An 18,084-nucleotide genomic window follows, 5' to 3' on the forward strand; every position below is an offset into this window, starting at 1 on the left:
AGCCGCCCGGTGCAACAACAATTCGCCCGGGGGTCGTTTGTCGCTCAGACGCTGGCCGTTTTTGAACGCGCCTGCAATCTGGTTACGCCCACCGACGATATCATCGCCCTGGTCGCTCCCCAAATTGGCGACGGCCCGCTCAATATCGTTATAGACGGCGCAGCAGATTTTTTCATAAAGATTCATCCCGGCTCGCCGGTAACGGGGGAGGAAAATTGGCTGCGGGTCAATGGACTACAGATTGACCTGGGCCAGGCGATGGTATGGGAGCCGCAACCGGACTGGGATACCCTGCGGGCCTGCCGCTCAATGATTGAGTCTCACTTGCCGCTCTTACGCGCGCTGGCCTGCCGCCGCGCTCCGGCCAATACTCTGCTACAGTTACTGGCAAAAGCTACGCCGCAACATGGGCTGACCGGGATTATTCTGGCTGCGGCTCAAAAAGCCGGCAAAGCTCTGCCAGAAGGTTGGACAGGCAACTTAAAACAACTGCAAGAAGCAGGCGCTAAATTGGCCGGGCTGGGAGGCGGGCTGACCCCTGCTGGCGACGATTTTCTTATGGGCGTGATGCTCTGGGCCTGGTTGGCCCATCCCAATCCCCCCCTTTTCTGCCGCACTCTCCTCTATCCAGCGTTTTCTCGCACCACAGCCCTTTCTACCGCTTTTTTACAAGCAGCTGCCCGGGGAGAATGTTCTGTTTCCTGGCACCGTCTGCTGGCCGCCCTGAGCGCCGGCCACCAAGCCCACCTTGCGGCGGCGGTTCAAGAAGTTCTGGCGCACGGAGCAACCTCCGGGGCAGACACGCTGGCCGGATTCCTGTACCTTCCTGCTACCCCGGCCAAGCATGATGGTTTAATGAGAACAACAAGATAACTGGCCTCTATATTTGTTAATTGACACCAAAGGAGCTGTCTTTTGCCAACAAAATATAGAATCAAACTCAGCGAGTATCACGATTCCGTCACCCTCATGGAAACCGCGCGCAAGCTGACCCAACTGCCTGGCGTCAGCGATGCGGCGGTGGTGATGGCCACCGAAGCCAATAAATCCATCTTACAAGAAGCAGGCCTGCTTCTGCCGGAGATTAAAAAAGCCGCCGCCAATGACCTGGTAATTGTGGTTCAGGCTGAGAGCGATACCGCCGCCGACCAGGCCTTAGTCGTGGCCGAAACCCACCTGTCGCGCCGGTCGGAAACCACCGGCGCGGGATCAACCCTCTTTCAACCTCGCACCATCCGGGGCGCTGCGCAAAGTAACCCGGCGGCTAACCTGGCGGTTATCTCCGTGGCCGGGCAGTATGCCTCCGCCGAAGCCCGGGAAGCCCTGCGTAACGGGCTGCACGTACTCCTCTTTAGCGATAACGTCCCCCTTGCAGATGAAATAGCTCTAAAAAAATACGCCGTTGACCGCGGCCTGTTGCTGATGGGCGCCGACTGCGGCACGGCCGTTATCAACGGCGTGGCCCTGGGTTTTGCCAACGTTATCCCCCGCGGGCCGGTGGGCATTGTGGCCGCCGCTGGCACCGGCCTGCAAGAAGCCAGCACCCTGTTGGCTAAAATGGGCATTGGTCTGACGCAGGGGATCGGTACCGGCGGGCGGGATATGAAAGAAGAGGTGGGCGGCATGATGATGCTGGCCGGTATCCAGGCGCTTCAGGCCGATCCCGAAACTCAAGCCTTGCTGCTGATTTCCAAACCTCCTTCGCCAACCGTCACCGGGCGGGTGCTGGCGCAAGTTCAACAAAGCAACAAACCAACCGTAATTTGTTTTTTGGGTGGCGACCCCACCCCCATCAATGAGGCGGGCGCCATTCCGGCCCGCACCCTGCAAGAAGCGGCTTACCTGGCCGCAGAGGTGGCCGGTTACGAGGGGCCGGCCGCCGATGAAATGATTGAGCGGGAAACCGCAGACCTAAGGGCGCAAGCGGTCAAACTGAAGGCACAACTAAAACCCGGCCAAAAGTATCTGCGCGGCCTTTTTAGCGGCGGCACTCTGGCCGCCGAAGCCCTGGTCATCTGGGAAGAGATGGCCGTTAACGTTCTGTCGAACGTGGCCGTTGACCCCCGCTTAAAATTAGCTAACGCCACCCATAGTCAGGCTCACTGCGCCGTGGATTTGGGCGAGGACGAATTCACCGTGGGCCGCCCCCACCCCATGATTGACAACGACCTGCGCCTCCGCCGTTTGCGCCAGGAGGCCGACGACCCGGCGGTGGCCGTGATTATCCTGGACGTGGTGTTAGGCTACGGCGCGCACCCCAACCCCGCCAGCGAACTGGGACCGGCTATCCGCGCGGCGCGGCAGCGGGCAGCCGCGGCTGGCCGGGAGTTGGTTGTCGTCGCCTCGGTGACGGGCACGGAAGAAGACCCGCAGCCATTGAGCCGGCAGGTGCAGACGTTAGAAGAGGTGGGAGTAGTAGTGGTTCCTTGTAACGCTGCCGCTGCCCGGCTGTCAGGATTTATGGTGGGGTAAAGGAAAAACTATGACCGAAAATAGCATCCAATCCTTTTTTGGCAATCCCTTAAATGTCATCAACGTGGGACTACACTCCTTTACTGAGAGTTTGCAAGACCAGGGTATATCGATAACGCAGGTGGATTGGAAACCGCCCTTAGCCCCCCGCTTACAGGTGACGCGCCAGGGCATAGATATTGAGGCGGCCAACACCGAAGCCGTGAGCCGTATCCAGCAAGGCCGGCCGGTGTTAATAGATATGGGCCTGGCCCACGAGGTCATCCCCGGTTATCACAACCGGCTCATCCTGCATGCCGGGCCGCCCATTACCTGGGAGCGTATGTGCGGCCCGCAACAGGGCGCAGTAATGGGCGCGCTGGTTTATGAAGGGCAGGCCAAAAACGAGCAGACAGCGGCAGAGCTGGCGGCCAGCGGCGAGATTGAGTTTGCGCCCTGCCACCATTACCACGCCGTAGGGCCAATGGCGGGCATCATCTCCCCCTCCATGCCGGTCTTTATCCTTAAAAACGAAACCTTTGGTAATTTTGCCTACGCCACCCAAAACGAAGGGCTGGGCCGGGTGCTGCGCTACGGGGCCTACGGGCCGGACGTGTACGAACGGTTACGCTGGATGGAGCAGGTGCTTTATCCCGTCCTTAAAGCAGCGCTCGAATCCATTGCCGGCGGCATTGACCTGCGCGCCCTTATCAGCCAGGCCCTGCACATGGGCGACGAGTGCCACAACCGCAACCGGGCCGGAACCTCGCTCTTTTTGCGGGCTATCACCCCGGCCATCATGCGCACCTGCGCCAACCGCGAACGGGCCGCAGAGGTTTTTGAGTTCATTGAACGCAACGACCATTTTTTCCTGAACCTCTCGATGCCCGCCGGAAAGGCCATGCTGGAACCGGCTGAAGGCATTGAGGGTTCCACAATTTTAACCGTAATGGCCCGCAACGGCACCGACTTTGGCCTTCGCCTGGCCGGGCTGCCCGACCGCTGGTTTACGGCCCCGGCCGGAATGGTGGATGGCCTCTACCTACCGGGCTTTACCGAGACCGACGCCAACCCCGACATCGGCGACAGCACTGTTACTGAAACGGCGGGCTTTGGCGGTTTTGCAATGGCCGCGGCCCCGGCTATCGCCCGTTTTGTGGGCGGCTCGCCGCAGGACGCCTTGCAGGCCACCCTGGAAATGTATGAGATTTGTTTTGCCGAGCATGAACATTTTACCATCCCCCCCTTGAATTTTCGAGGCACGCCGCTGGGCATTGACGTGCGTAAAGTGGCCGAAACAGGCATCCTGCCTCGCCTGAATACCGGCATCGCCCACAAAGAGCCGGGCATCGGTATGGTTGGGGCTGGAGTATTACATGCGCCGGAGCAGTGTTTTGCCGAGGCGTTTGAAGTATTTAGAGATTTGTACTGCGTTTAGCCATTCTTGGAAGATTGGAAGCCGGGGAATTATTTAATCGCCCCCCTACTTCATTCACCTATTCAATTTTCAAAATTATTATCAACACAAGGAGGTGTTTATTTATGGATATGGAACTGGAAGGTCTGCTGAGACCCCCCGCGTTTCAGATGGCCCCCTATCCGGCCAAGGTGATTACCCTGGCCACGGGAAAAAAGTTGGTCGTCCGCCAGGTTGAGCGGGAGGACGTGCCCACCCTGCTGCAAGGGGTCAAACCGGCGATTGACATCCCGCGGGATTATTACGACATCGTCGCGGCCCGGTTGTACGCCGAACTGCTGGGTTGGTATCGCTACCGAGTGCGGGATCATTACTGCCTGGCCGGTCAGATAGACGGCATCCTGGTAGGTATTGTTAATGGCCGGATGGTCAACCAGGACATTGGCATGAGTTATCACACCCTGGCCATCGAAAGGGGGCTGAGGATTGGAGCGCACCTTTTTGCAGCCAAAATGGAGCATCACCTGGAGTACCTGGGTCAAAAAGAGGTGTGGATCACCGCCGAAAGTCCCATCGGCTTCCGGCGCTGGATGATTGAATACGGCCTGGAATTGAACCACACCGAACAGCACGAGTTAGGCGGGGCTACCTTTTACATTTTAACCAGAGAAATCTGGGAGAATGTCAAGTGGCGTTTGTGCGTGGGCGACCGGCCCGCGCCCCAGCCGCTGATGGACGTGGCCCAAAAAGAAATCAAAATTGCCAGTGAAAGAATGATTATAGAGCAAATCCTCGGCGCAAAGAGGAGGCAACTAAAATGAGAAACGTAGCTATTTTAGGCGTGGGTATGGTTCCTTTTGAGCGGCGCGAAGACGATAGCCTGCTGGATATGCTTTCGATGGCCGCCCTCAAGGCAATGGACGACGCCAACATTGGCAATAGACCCATTGACGCAGTTTACGTGGGCAATATGGGCGCGGGCCTGTTTAATCACCAACTGGCGGTGGCCAGCGCCCTGGTTGACAGCCTCAACCTCTTCCCGGCCGCAGCCGACAGCGTGGAAAACGGCCCGGCTTCCGGGGGGTCGGCTTTAAAGAACGGCATTTTGGCCGTAGCCTCCGGCTATTACAACCTGGTGCTGGTAGTGGGCGGCGAAAAAATGCGCGACGTGATTGGGCCAAAAGCCACCGATATTGTGGCCGCCATGACCCATCCCCAGGCCGAGTACATTTATGGGGCCACCCTGCCCTCGATGGCCGGGATGTTTGCCCGACTCTACATGCAACAATATGGCGTTACCGAAGAGCATCTGGCCAAAGTGGCGATCAAAAACCACCAAAACGGCATGCTCAACCCCTACGCCCATATTCACATGAATATCTCGTTAGAAGGCATCCTGACCAGCCCCCACTCCATTGTTAACAATCCCATTGTGGCCGACCCGCTGCGGCTATACGACTGCTGCCCGGTCAGCGACGGGGCCGCCGCCTGCTTGCTCTGCCCGGCGGATATGGTCAAGGAGTTCAAAAAACCGGCGGTGATAGTAGCCGGGTTTGGCCAGGCCACCGACACGCACACCCTGCAAGAACGGGCCGACCCCACAGATTTGAAAGCCGTGCGGCTGGCCGCGCAAAAGGCGTTTGAGATGGCCAAACTCTCTCCCAAAGATATTGACGTGGCCGAACTGCACGACGCTTTCACTATTCTGGAAATTGCCGAAAGTGAGCACGCCGGCTTCTTTGAAAAAGGCGCCGGGGCCAAAGCCCTGGCCTCCGGTGAAACGCAAATAGGCGGCAGTCTGCCCATCAATCCCTCCGGCGGCCTCAAAGCGCGAGGGCATCCGGTGGGTGCCACGGGCGTGGCTCAGGTAGTCGAACTGGTGTGGCAACTTCGCGGCGAGGCCGACGAACGGCAGGTGAAAGATGCCGAAAAAGGTTTCTCGCTTAACTTTGGCGGCTTTGGCAATAACGTGGTGGCCTTTGTTTTAAGGAGAGAATCATGAACAAGCTGGTAGCATACAAATGTAAAAGCTGCGGTCATTTGATGAACCCCAAACATTTCCGCTGCCTCAACTGCAACGGGCGGGAATTTGAGGAAGCGCCAACGCCGGAAGAATGTAAACTGGTAACCTATACCGACGTTTGGAACCTGCCCTGGGGCATTGATGAAAGAGCGCGGTTTCTGGGCATTGTTGAATTTAAGAACGGCCTCAAAGCCATGGGCTGGGTAAAAGCGCCCGAACCCAAAGCAGGCATGAAGCTCAAGGCCAATTGGGAGCCGGTGCGGATCATCGGCGGCGAGGCGGTTTATGGATTGACGTTGGAGCCGGTGAAAAAGTAAAACCACAGCGGATATAAAAGGCGAAACCACAAAAGGCACAAAGGACACAAAGAACACAAAGTAGAATAAGGAATTGATAATGAAGGCATTTGTGCCTATACCGGAAGAGGTGGAGAGAGTTGGTCGTGTGCTACTTGAGGCGGGGATGGAAGTCCATCGGTCATTGGGGCCTGGGTTTATCGAGCGAATCTATGAAGAGGCGTTGTGTCACGAACTGACCTTACGTAACACATCTTTTGAGCGTCAGAAGACAATTGAAGTGTTTTACAAAAATGTGTCACTTGGAGAACAACGTATTGACTTGGTCATAAACGATATGATCATCGTCGAACTCAAGGCCGTAGAAAAAATCCTGCCTATCCACGAAGCGCAACTACTCTCATATCTCAAAGCCACCAACCTCCGGCTGGGTTTCATTCTTAACTTTAACGTTCCGCTCTTTAAGAATGGCATCAGGCGTATGGTATTATGACCACAAAGGTCACGAAGAACGTAAAGAGCCCTTTTAATTCTTTGCGCCTTTGTGTCCTTTGTGCCTTTGTGGTTTATCACGCGAAAGGAGAATTTTTACGATGAAACTGATTGATTTGACTATTCCCTTTGGGGTGGCTACCCCGCCGTGGCCCACCTACGAACCGTTACAACTGAAGTATTTTAAACGACAGGCCCCCAACGGGGCCAACGGCCAGTTGCTGACTCACTCCAATCACCTGGGCACCCACCTGGACGGCGAAATCCACTTTTACACCGCCGGTAAAGATATTGCCGCCCTGGATTTGAACGAATTCCTGATGGGGCCGGGGGTGGTGGTGGATTTGTCTGACGCGGCAGGCGACTACCAGATTTACACCTCCAAAATGATTGAGGAACGGGTGGAAGTGCGCGAAAACGACATCCTCATCATCCACACCGGCTACCATCATTTTGGCTGGGACATGCCTACCGCCGACGAAGTGCGCTACATGGTGCAGCATTCCGGCCCCGACCGCGAATTTGCCGAGTGGGCCAAAGCCAAAAAAATCCGCTGGATTGGCGTGGACTGCGGCAGCGCCGACCATCCCATGAACACCATCATTCGCGATTGGATGCCGCGCCAGGCCATCGAAGCCGACCGGGTCTTTCAAGAGATGTATGGCGCGTCCCTGGCCGAAGTTTTCACCCCCGATAAATACCAGTTAATGCACATTGAAATGTTCCCCCACCACATCATCCACGCCGAGTGCATTGGCGGCGACATTGACCTGCTGCTCAACCGGCGCACCACCATCGGTTTTTTCCCGTGGCGTTTTGTGGATGGGGAATCTTCCATCGGCCGCTGCGTGGCTCTGGTGGACGAGGCCGAGTACGAGGAACTGATGGCCCGCAAAGCCCAGTTACCCCAAACCCGTTTTGGCGATTGTTACAACCCTGAGCACGTAAAGCGGATTGAGCAATTAACCAAACGTTTTTAAAGAGGTTACGTTATGCCACGTAATCCAAGCCTAGCACTGCCATCAAAGCAAGATGGAGGGACCAGAAAGGAGGTGAGGCCGGTCAATAACGGCTAAACAATAGATTATCCGAGTCCAGTTAAGATAATTCTTTAATTTATGCACACGAAAGGAGATCTATCAATGGCAGTTGCAACTCAAGAAAAGAAACTGATTGGGTATCTTCCCAATGATACCCCGCCCTGGGGGCCGATGATTGGCCTGGCCTTCCAGCACGTGCTGACCATGTTCCCGGCGACAGTGCTGGTGGCTATTCTCACCGGTTTTGATGTGGGCGTCACGCTGTTTGCCTCGGGCCTGGCCACCATCATTGCCCTGCTGGTATCGTCACGGCTGGCCAAGAGCTATATCCCCCTATACTATGGTTCGAGTTTCTCCTACATTGCCCCGGTGGTCGCTATTACTATGACCAATATTTATAATGTTGACGACCCGGTCACCCGCATCCGCATTGCCCAGGGCGGTATTGTGATGACCGGCGTGCTCAACGTGCTGGTGGGCATTCTTATTCGTTACGTGGGTAAAGATAAACTCGACAAAGTTTTGCCGCCAGAAGTGACCGGCTCGGTGGCCACGGTCATTGGCATTGCCCTGGCCTTTGCCGCCCTGGGCATGGCCGAGGCTAACTGGGCGGTTGCCTTGATTACCTTACTGGTGACCATCCTGTTCTCGGTTTACCTGCGCGGGCGAGGTTTTATTGGCATGCTGCCGGTGCTGTTAGGGGCGCTGGTGGGTTATATTGTCTCCATCCCCCTGGGGTTGGTAGACTTTGTACCGGTGGGTGAAGCAGCCTGGTTCCGCGTGCCCCAATTCACGTTCCCCATATTTTGGAGTCAGGCCGCCGGGCTGGCCCCGCTGCTGGCCATTGCTCCCATCGCCATTGCCACCATCCCGGAGAGCACGGCTCACCTCTACCAGATTAGCCTGTACGTAGACCAGTTGGCCGGTGAAATGAAAAGACCGCCGGTCAAGTTAAGCCGCTTCATCGGCCTGAACCTGGTTTGCGACGGCATTGGCGACGCGGTTAACGGCCTGCTGGGCGGCTGCGCCGGCACCAACTACGGCGAGAACAACTCGCTGATGGCCATCACCCGCAACTATTCCGGCCCGGCCCTGATTACAGCCGGGGTGATTGCCATCCTGCTGGGGTTCATCGGCAAACTGGCCGCGCTGGTGGGCACCCTGCCCCTGGCCGTAACCGGCGGCCTGGCTATTTACCTGTTCGGCGTGATTGGCGCGCAGGGGATCGCCCTGCAAATTGCCCAAAAAGTCAATATGTTTGATCCGCGCAAGCTGGCCGTGATTGCCACCATCCTGGTCATCGGCATTGGCGGGGCCATTGGCTTTGAGGGAGGGATGATTCCGTTTTACGGGCTGAATCTGCCCTCTATTGCTACCTCGGCCGTCGTCGGGATTATTCTCAACCTTATCTTCCTGATCTTCCCGGCCAGGCAGATTGACAGGGAGTTTGAAGAAGTACCCATCGAGGCCCTGGAACTGGAAGTCTAAGCCAGAGGTCAAAGTAGCAGGGTCGCGCGGTAGCAAATTGCCATAATCCTGCGACCCTGCCACTCCTATATTAAAAATGACCAACGATGAATGACCAATGTCATTCGTCGTAGGAGGTAAACATTATGCTGGCAAAACCTGGCCTGCCAAGTTTTGATTATGTACAAGCAAGCACGCCCGATGAGGCCGCCGGTTTATTAAAAGAGCACGGCCCGTCGGCCAGGCTGCTGATGGGCGGCACCGATCTTTTTGCGCGGATGCGCGACGGCTTTATCCAGCCCCAGGTAGTGGTGGATGTTAAACGCCTGCCGGGGATACAGGATGTGGTTTACCACGAACGTACGGGCTTGACCATTGGCGCCGCAGTGACCATGAACCAGGTGGCCCGGCATGCCGCGGTGCAAACGCACTACCCGCTGCTGGCGGAAGCGGCCAACTCGGTGGCCTCGTACCAACTGCGGAACCGGGCCACTATTGGCGGTAACCTGTGCAACGCCTCCCCCGCCGCCGACACCGCCCCGGCCGTCCTGGTATTGGCGGGCCGGATGGTGCTACATGGGCCAAACGGGGCGCGGGAAGTACCGGCGAATGAGTTTTTCCTCGGCCCCGGTAAAACGGCTATGCAAGCCGGAGAATTGATGACGGCCATTCGCCTGCCGGCACCGCCCCCCGGCAGCGCCGGTAAATACTTAAAATTAGGCCGCAACGTCAAGGGCGACCTGGCGATTGTGGGCGTGGCGGTTTTTGCTTTCCCCGACCAAACCACGCCGGCCGGTTACTGCTTTCGCCTGGCTCTGGCCTCGGTGGCGCCGGTGCCGCTGCGGGCGCTAGAGGCGGAGGAATTTTTGGCCGCCCACCCGCCGGATGAAAAAACTTTTGCCCTGGCCGCCGACAAAGCAATGGCCGCCGCCGCGCCCATTGACGACGTGCGCGCCAGCGCCGCCTATCGCCAGGCCATGGTGCGGGCGCTCACCTTGCGGGGCCTGCGGATAGTCTGGGCGCAACTAAGGAGGCAAGCATGAGCAAACATTCCATTATAGTAACGGTAAACGGCGTTAAAGAATGGTTAGACGTGCCGGCCAATATGACCCTGCTGCAAATGCTGCGCGACGAGTTGGCCCTTACCGGCACTAAAAACGGCTGCGCCGCCGGAGAGTGCGGAGCCTGCACCGTGCTACTCAACGGCGAGCCGGTCAATTCCTGCCTGGTATTGGCCGTGGAGGCTGACGGCGCGGAAATTGTTACAGTTGAGGGGCTGGCCCGCGACGAGCAGTTAGACGTGATCCAACAAGCGTTTGTGGATGAAGGCGGGGTGCAATGCGGCTTCTGCACGCCGGGCATGCTTATCTCGGCGCGGGCGCTGCTGGATCGTCATCCCCACCCCAGCGAAGAAGAAATCCGCGAGGCGCTGTTGGGCAATCTTTGCCGCTGCACCGGCTACACCCGGATTGTGTGGGCCGTGCAGAAGGCTGCAAGGAGTGTATAATTATGAACAATCAAACCCACACTGTTAATCCTGTCGGCCAAAGCGTATCCCGCGTGGATGCTTTTGATAAAGTGACCGGCGCGGCCCAGTTCACCGACGACCTGCAATTTGGGCCGGGCCTGCTCTACGGGCGGGTCGTGCGCAGTCCTCACCCGCACGCGCTCATTAAAAAAGTGGACGCCGGCAAAGCACTGGTCCTGCCCGGCGTAAAAGCGGTAGTAACCGGCGCGGACACGCCCGGCTTTATCGGCCTGTATCTCAAAGACCGCCACATCTTCTGCGCTGACCGGGTGCGCTACGTGGGCGATCCGGTGGCCGGAGTGATTGCCGTGAGCGAGGAGATTGCCGAGGAAGCTACCCGCCTGGTTGAGGTAGAGTATCAAGAACTGCCCGCCGTGTTTGACCCGCTGGAAGCCATCAAACCTAACGCCCCCCTGCTTCACCCCGATTTGGGGTCTTATGAGGTTGTGCCCTTTATCTTTCCCCAGGCAGGCAGCAACGTGTCCAACGTTTTCCGGGTGCGTAAGGGCGACCCCAAGGCCGCCTGGGCACAGTGCGATGCCATTGTGGAAGAAACCTACCGCGTGCCACACATTCAGCACGTGCCTATTGAACCGCACGTGGCCATTGCCCAATGGGATCGCTCTGGCGAAGTGACGCTGTGGAGCAGCACCCAGTCTCCCTTTGCCCAGCGCGACCTCATTGCCCAGACGTTGGGCATTTCCCAGGGCGATATGCGCGTGATTGGCAACTATATTGGCGGCGGCTTTGGGGCCAAGGCCGGCGTGGCGATGGAGGCCATTGCCGTGGCCATGGCTCGCAAGATGCAGGGCCGCCCGGTAAAAGTGCGGATGACCCGCGAGGAAGAATTCTACTGCTGTTTTGTGCGGCAGGGGTTGGTAGCCAAAGTAAAAATTGGGGGGACCAAAGCGGGCCAGGTGCTGGCCCTGCAAGTTGAGTATTATTGGGACGCCGGAGCCTATACCGAGTACGGGGTCAATATCACCCGCGCCTCCGGCTATTCTTCTACCGGCCCGTATAATATCCCCAACGTTAAAACCGACTCTTACTGCCTCTACACCAACCATCCTGTGGGCGGGCCGATGCGCGGCTTTGGCATGCCGGAGATTCACTGGAGCATCGAGCAGTCGGTGGACCGGCTGGCCGGGGCGCTGGGGATTGACCCGGTGGCCTTTCGCCTGCAAAACTGCATCAAAGGCGGCGATACCATTGTGACCGGCATGACCATGCACCCCACCGGCCTGACGGAGTGCATTCAAAAAGTGAGCAAAGCCATTGAGTGGGATAAGGATGAGCTGGCCTCGGTCCCGCACAAACGGCGGGGCAAGGGTGTGGCCGTGTGCTGGAAAGCCCCGGCCATGCCGCCCAACCCCGGCTCCGAAGCCTGGGTGCGCTTTAACGAGGACGCTACCCTCAGCGTGGGATTGGGCGGGCAGGAGTTAGGCCAGGGCGCGTTTACCGTGGCCGCGCAAATGGCCGCCGAGGCCCTGGGCGTGCCCTACGAATGGGTGCGCATCTCCCGGCCCGTGGACACCAAATACAGCCCCTACGAATGGCAAACCGTAGCCAGCCGCATTACCTGGTCAATGGGCAACGCAGTGAAGGCAGCAGCCGAGGACGCCCGGCAGCAGGTTTTGGAGATTGTGGCCAAATACTGGCACGAGGACCCAACCGATTTGGACATCCGGGATGGCGAGGTTATCTCTTATAAAAGCGAGCAATCGCTCTCCCTGAAAAAGATGGTGGTTTACGGCCTGCCGCTGCCCAACGACCAGGGCTGGATGGGCGGCCCCATCATTGGCCGAGGCAAGTTTATGCCCGCTTACGTAACCAGCCTGGACGCCGAAACCGGCCAGGGAGCGCGGGCCGTGGTGCATTACACCACCGGGGCGCAAGCCGTTGAGGTAGAAGTGGACATCGAAACCGGCCAGGTGGAAATTTTGCGGCTGGCCGCAGCCTACGACGTGGGCAAAGCCATCAACCCCGAACAGGTGCATGCTCAATTAGAGGGCGGCGTGGTGCAGGGGGCCAGTTCCGCCCTCTTTGAGGCGCTCCGGCTGGAACAGGGGCAGCCGCTGAATCCCTCTTTTGTGGATTACCGGATTATGACCGCGGTGGACGCGCCCCGCAAAATCATCAGCGAGTATGTGGAAGTGCCGCAAGACGACGGGCCATGGGGCGCGCGGGGCATTGGCGAGCATCCCATGATTGCCACAGCTCCGGCCATTGCCAACGCCATCTATAAGGCCCTGGGCATTCGCTTTAACGATATGCCTCTAACGGCAGAAAAGATTTATCTGGCGCTGCAAAAAGAATCCTGACCAGGGGGTTGTTCGCTGAAATCACCTCAAACCGTAAATTTTTTCCTCCAACCCAATCAGGATATAATACCACCTATCAACTTATTCATCTGAGGAATTTGCAGTGACCAACCGGCCTTTGATTTTAGTTACCAACGACGACGGCATCAACTCCCCCGGCTTGCACGCCGCCGCCGAGGCGGTAGCCGATTTGGGCGACTTGCTGATTGTGGCGCCTACGTTCCAACAAAGCGGGGCCGGTCGCAGCTTTTTGTTAAAAGCGGATAGAACCATCCACCCCACTACTATTTGCGTTAATGGCCAACAACATCCCGCTTATAAAGCCGATGTTACCCCGGCTCAGGCCGTGGTGCTGGCCCTGGTAGAACTGGCTCAGCGTCCCATTGACCTGTGCCTCAGCGGCATCAACTATGGCGAGAACATTGGGTCGGGCATTACGGCTTCCGGCACGGTTGGCGCAGCCCTGGAAGCGGCCAGCGCCAACGTGCCCGCCCTGGCCATTAGCCTGGGCACCCCTGAGCAATATTATTTCAGCCATAGCCGAGAAATTGACTTCAGCACAGCCGCTCATTTTACCCGCTACTTTGCCCAAAAAACCCTTAAACACGGCCTGCCGGCCCGCGTTGACCTTTTAAAGATAGACGTCCCTGCTACCGCTACGGCGCAAACCCCCTGGCGCACGGCCTCCATTTCCCGCCAGCGCTACTTTGAATCGGTAAAGCCCCAAAAACCTTCTGACCGCGATTACCAGATTTACATTGACCACGACACCCTGGAGCCGGAGTCGGATATTTATGTTTTTGCCGTAGACAAACAGGTCGCCGTGGCGCCAATGACGATTGACTTGACCGCCCCCATAGCTCTGGAGAGTGTGGTCAGGTTTTTCAACGGCAAAAGCGGGTGAGTTACCACATCCGCTGAAAGATCACGTCGTAAGAGTAGTGCCCCCGGCAAAGCTGGTTATTTTCTACCCGCCATTGGCAATCTTCGGGCGATTCGCAGTACCCGGCTTCTTGCAACCACTCCGGGGGAATATCTTCGTCCAGGGTAGAGAGTGGTGGGGTAAAATCGCTGGTGTAGCGCGTGCCGTCTTGATGGCCCATCACGGCCAGTTCCATAGTAGCGCTCCAAACCAAAATCCGCACTGCGCCCGGCCCGTCCACGCCGGTGGGCACTTCAAAATTACCAAATTTATCGCCAATCAAAACGCCGTCCAAAAGGTTTTCCTGCGCGTCGGCCACGTGAACGTAAATGCTGTGGTCGTTGCCGCATTGACCTGCTCCCAACACGCCATCCCAACTATTTTCCTCATTCGTGCGCAGCCGGACAAAGCGCATCACAAAATCAACGTTGGGGACCGGGGGCGAGACAGGCGTGTCAGCCGGTGGGACCGGTGTAGATAGGGGTGGTGGTTCCGGCGGCAAGGTCGGTTCAACCGGAGAAGTAGGCGTAGCTGTGGGCGGTTCAATTGGCGTTATCATCGGTGTTGGCGAGGGCAACGGGGTAAAGGTTGGGGCAGGCGTTGGTGATTCAGGTTCAGCCTGCTCTTGGGGCGAGTCGGTCACAACGGTCGGCGTTGGCGTGGCTGTGTTGAATTGGGCTACCACAAAGGTTGGCGTAATTGTTGGGTCTGACTTGGCTAAGGGAAAACTGCTTAAGCCGCACCCCAAAAAGATAACGGCCAAGAGAAGAAAAATAAGGGTTTGTTTCATCCTACTAATCGCCCTCTTTTTAACAACCAGAAACGATTCGGTAATTGGTTGTTTCAGTTGCTCTGAAGGAGCCACACCTGACAGTTTTCAAAAACCTGTCAAGTGTTCAATCCTACAAAGACATTCCATGTCATTAGTAGGCCGTAGGCCGAAGAATCTCTTTATAGCATCCCTTTGCCTTGCTGATGTAACACCAGAATGAGATTCTTCACTCCGTTCAGAATAACATGATTACCGAATCATCACAACCATTATAGCACAAATTGAGTGCTGTACCCACATTTAAAAATGGGAACCAAATTCTCTTGACCGACGTCTTATACCCAGGACCGTAAATCAAACAATGGAGGATTTTACCATGAAACGCATCATTATCACCCTATTCACCCTTGTTGTTCTATTTTTTGGCCTGAATTTAACCCTGACGCCCGCTCCCGCCCACGCCGACGGCATCATCATTCCTGAACCGCCGATATGCATTGACTGCCCCCCGCCCCACGAAGTGCCCTACCTGACCGTGGAATACCACCGGGTCAACATCACCATTGACAATCAGGTAGCCACCACCCGCATTGACCAGATTTTCCGCAACGACAGCCAATGGTCACTGGAAGGCACCTACATTTTCCCCCTGCCCGAAAGCGCGGCCATCAACGAATTTGCCATGTGGGTCAACGGCGAAAAGGTAGAAGGCCAGCTCTACACCAAAGAAGAGGCCCGCCGCATTTACGACGACATCGTGCGCCGCCGCCTGGACCCGGCCCTGCTGGAATATGTGGGCCGCGACCTTTTCCAGGCCAGCATCTTCCCCATTGACCCCGGCGACACCCGCCGCATCGAAATTGAATACAGCGAACTGCTGCCGGTAGACAACGGCCTGGTGCGCTACGTTTACCCCCTCAGCACCGAACGTTTTTCCGGCAAGCCCCTGGAAAACGTGGCCGTCACCGTGGAGGTTGCCTCCCGCGATCCCATCAAGGCCATCTACTCCCCCAGCCATCCGGTCAGCATTGACCGCGACGGGCGTTATCGCGCCCTCATCGGCTGGGAAGATTATGACGTGCTGCCCACCACCGACTTCAGCCTCTACTACACTATTTCGCCCGACGATGTGGGCGTTAACCTGCTCAGTTTCAAAGAGCGTGATGAAGACGGCTTTTTTGTGCTGCTGGTTGCGCCCAACGTGGATACCGAACAGGTGGTGCAAAAAGACGTGATTCTGGTGCTGGACACCTCCGGCTCAATGGAAGGCGAAAAAATGGAGCAGGCCCGCGACGCGCTCAAATACGTGTTAGACCATCTCAATAAGGGCGACCGTTTCAACATCATCGCCTTCAGCACCGGCCTGCGCGCCTTTTCCAATCGCACCGAGCCGCTTTCCGCTATCCCCGAAGCCCGCCGTTTTGTGGACAATCTACGCGCCGAAGGCAGCACCGACATCAACCGCGCCCTGCTGGAAACCATCAACAGCGCCGATACCCAGCGCCCCACCATCGTCATCTTTTTGACCGACGGCCTGCCCACCAGCGGCGTGGTGGAAACGCCCCTCATCCTCAATAACGTGGACCAAGCTGCGGGCAGTAACCTGCGTCTCTTCCCCTTTGGCGTGGGCGACGATGTGGATACCGTGCTACTCGACACCCTGGCCCAAGCGCAGCGTGGCGCCAGCGCCTACGTTCGTCCCGGCGAGCGGGTTGACGAGCAGGTCAGCGCCTTTTACGCCAAAGTCAGCACACCAGTTCTGGCCGACCTCCAGCTTGAGGTGGATGGCGCGCATATTGAAGATACCTACCCCTACCCTCTGCCCGACCTGTTTGCCGGAACCCAACTCATCCTGGCCGGGCGTTATCGCGACGGCGGCCCGGCCACCGTCACACTCACCGGTATCGTCAACGGCCGCACTCGCGCCTTTGAATTTGACGACCTGAACTTTGCCACCGACCGCCACAGCAGTCGCAGCGCGGAGTTCATTCCTCGCCTGTGGGCCACTCGCAAAGTGGGCTACCTGCTCAACCAGATTCGGCTGCACGGCGAAGACCGGGAAACCATTGACGAGATTGTCAACCTGAGCATTCGTTACGGCATTATCACGCCCTACACTTCCTTTTTGGTGGAAGAGCCGGAAATGGCTCTCAGCCAGGAAGGGCGCGATATTATTGTTGAAGAAGAAGCGGCCAGAGCCGAAGCCGCCCCGCCGGCCGAAAGTTCCGGTGCAGCCGCGGTTGAAAAAGCTGTTGAGCAAAACGAGTTGGCCGGGGCCGATATGGCCGCGCCGCTGCCTACTGCTACTGCCGCTCCCGGCCTTGGGGGAGGCGAATATGACGATGGTGCCAGCAGCGCCATGGCCGCCGTTACGGCGGTAGGCGACAAAGCCTTTGTTTTCAAAGACGGCATCTGGACCGACACCACTTTTGACCCTACCCTCATGAGCACTAACCTGCTTCCGTTTCCCTCCACTCGCTTCTCCGATTTTTTAACCACCTATCCTGAGGCTGGCAAATATTTTGCCCTCGGCCCGCGCGTGATTGTGGTGATTGATGGCGCAGCCTACGAAACCGTTACCGGTGATGCCGGTGAAGCAGCCGACCTGCCGCCGCTTCCCGAACCTGTTTCTTCTGCCCCAACGCAGCCTGCCCCCGATAGCGGCCCGGTCACTTCCCCGCCGCCGGCCGATGCAGGCGAAATTTACACCACCCTGACCGCCGATGTGGCTGAAGGAGTCGCGCCGCTGGAAGTCAACTTCACCGGCGAGTTAGTTGGCGGGCGGGACGATAACCCGGATTACTACTGCGTTGAAACCAGCCTTGATTTCGGCGACGGTATCAGCCAAAGTTCCACCCCCAGTTGCCTTGAGTGGAAGGAAGGAATGGAGATTAAGCGTCGCTACACGGCTAATTATGTTTACGAAGAGCCGGGGGAATATAAGGTTACTTTCAGCCTGGGTGGCACAGAGTCGGAGCCGGTGACGATTATCGTCAGAGGCCCTGGCGACACACCAGAACCTGATCCATCTTCAGCCCAAACCATATCAGACAATGATGAACCTACTGGCAAGTTTGGTGGTCTGGGTTGTGTGGGAGGACTGTTGCCATTATCACTGGTGGGCCTGGTTATTGGTTTCCGGCAAGAGCATGATTGAAGGAGTCTGGAACTCATCCTGAATAAGGCGGAATGATGAAAGTAATCTTAGGGACAGCGCCCTATGCCTGTCCTCTGGGACGACCACAAGGGTACTCCCCTACATTACCGGATTAATGATACTGTTGGCGAATTTATGTAAAGCAACAAGGTCAAGGCCAATATGACAAATACTCCAAAACGAGGCACAATTTGCCGC

15 protein-coding genes are annotated in these 18,084 nt (G+C 57.2%); 14 read left to right on the forward strand and 1 reads right to left on the reverse strand.

The features are described 5' to 3' along the window. From JW953_00565 to surE, 13 genes are all read left to right on the forward strand, one after another. The coding region (locus tag JW953_00565; protein MBN1991165.1) for a DUF2877 domain-containing protein at window positions 1–873 on the forward strand (873 nt) is incomplete at its 5' end. Between the two features lie 42 nt (window positions 874–915). After that, a complete protein-coding gene (gene fdrA / locus JW953_00570) occupies window positions 916–2,472 on the forward strand; it encodes an acyl-CoA synthetase FdrA (protein MBN1991166.1) in 1,557 nt (518 codons plus the stop codon). Window positions 2,473–2,482: 10 nt separating this feature from the next. Then, window positions 2,483–3,889 (forward strand): DUF1116 domain-containing protein, encoded by a 1,407-nt coding sequence (locus JW953_00575; GenBank protein MBN1991167.1) that lies wholly within the window; start codon window positions 2,483–2,485, stop codon window positions 3,887–3,889. Window positions 3,890–3,993: 104 nt separating this feature from the next. Next, window positions 3,994–4,689, forward strand: a complete 696-nt coding sequence (locus tag JW953_00580) for a hypothetical protein (protein MBN1991168.1) — start codon at window positions 3,994–3,996, stop codon at window positions 4,687–4,689. Then, window positions 4,686–5,870 carry a thiolase domain-containing protein gene (locus JW953_00585; GenBank protein MBN1991169.1) on the forward strand — a complete coding sequence of 395 codons (1,185 nt, stop codon included), beginning with the start codon at window positions 4,686–4,688 and terminating at the stop codon, window positions 5,868–5,870. Before JW953_00580 ends, JW953_00585 begins: the two co-directional genes overlap by 4 nt. Continuing rightward, on the forward strand, window positions 5,867–6,208 hold the full coding sequence (locus JW953_00590) for a hypothetical protein (GenBank protein MBN1991170.1): 342 nt from the start codon (window positions 5,867–5,869) through the stop codon (window positions 6,206–6,208). The genes JW953_00585 and JW953_00590 overlap by 4 nt, the downstream gene beginning before the upstream one ends. A gap of 79 nt (window positions 6,209–6,287) precedes the next feature. Beyond that, a complete protein-coding gene (locus JW953_00595) occupies window positions 6,288–6,680 on the forward strand; it encodes a GxxExxY protein (GenBank protein ID MBN1991171.1) in 393 nt (130 codons plus the stop codon). 100 nt (window positions 6,681–6,780) lie between these two features. After that, on the forward strand, window positions 6,781–7,659 hold the full coding sequence (locus JW953_00600) for a cyclase family protein (protein MBN1991172.1): 879 nt from the start codon (window positions 6,781–6,783) through the stop codon (window positions 7,657–7,659). 162 nt (window positions 7,660–7,821) lie between these two features. Continuing rightward, entirely contained in the window at window positions 7,822–9,207 is a 1,386-nt protein-coding gene (locus JW953_00605; GenBank protein ID MBN1991173.1) for a xanthine permease, read from the forward strand. Window positions 9,208–9,332: 125 nt separating this feature from the next. Further along, window positions 9,333–10,229 carry a xanthine dehydrogenase family protein subunit M gene (locus JW953_00610; GenBank protein MBN1991174.1) on the forward strand — a complete coding sequence of 299 codons (897 nt, stop codon included), beginning with the start codon at window positions 9,333–9,335 and terminating at the stop codon, window positions 10,227–10,229. Then, the gene (locus JW953_00615; protein MBN1991175.1) at window positions 10,226–10,693 is read left to right on the forward strand and encodes a (2Fe-2S)-binding protein; all 468 of its coding nucleotides are present in this window, start codon (window positions 10,226–10,228) and stop codon (window positions 10,691–10,693) included. The genes JW953_00610 and JW953_00615 overlap by 4 nt, the downstream gene beginning before the upstream one ends. 2 nt (window positions 10,694–10,695) lie before the next feature. Beyond that, a complete protein-coding gene (locus JW953_00620) occupies window positions 10,696–13,035 on the forward strand; it encodes a molybdopterin-dependent oxidoreductase (protein MBN1991176.1) in 2,340 nt (779 codons plus the stop codon). A gap of 103 nt (window positions 13,036–13,138) precedes the next feature. Further along, the gene (gene surE, locus JW953_00625) at window positions 13,139–13,939 is read left to right on the forward strand and encodes a 5'/3'-nucleotidase SurE (protein MBN1991177.1); all 801 of its coding nucleotides are present in this window, start codon (window positions 13,139–13,141) and stop codon (window positions 13,937–13,939) included. A 1-nt stretch (window position 13,940) separates the two neighbouring features. On the opposite strand, the gene JW953_00630 is transcribed toward surE, so the two are convergent. Continuing rightward, on the reverse strand, window positions 13,941–14,747 hold the full coding sequence (locus JW953_00630) for a hypothetical protein (protein MBN1991178.1): 807 nt from the start codon (window positions 14,745–14,747) through the stop codon (window positions 13,941–13,943). 358 nt (window positions 14,748–15,105) lie between these two features. Between JW953_00630 and JW953_00635 the strand changes: the two genes are divergently transcribed. Continuing rightward, entirely contained in the window at window positions 15,106–17,886 is a 2,781-nt protein-coding gene (locus JW953_00635) for a VWA domain-containing protein (protein ID MBN1991179.1), read from the forward strand. The last annotated feature ends 198 nt before the right edge of the window (window positions 17,887–18,084 follow it).

It is taken from the genome of Anaerolineae bacterium (assembly GCA_016931895.1).
Taxonomy (GTDB): Bacteria; Chloroflexota; Anaerolineae; order 4572-78; family J111; genus JAFGNV01.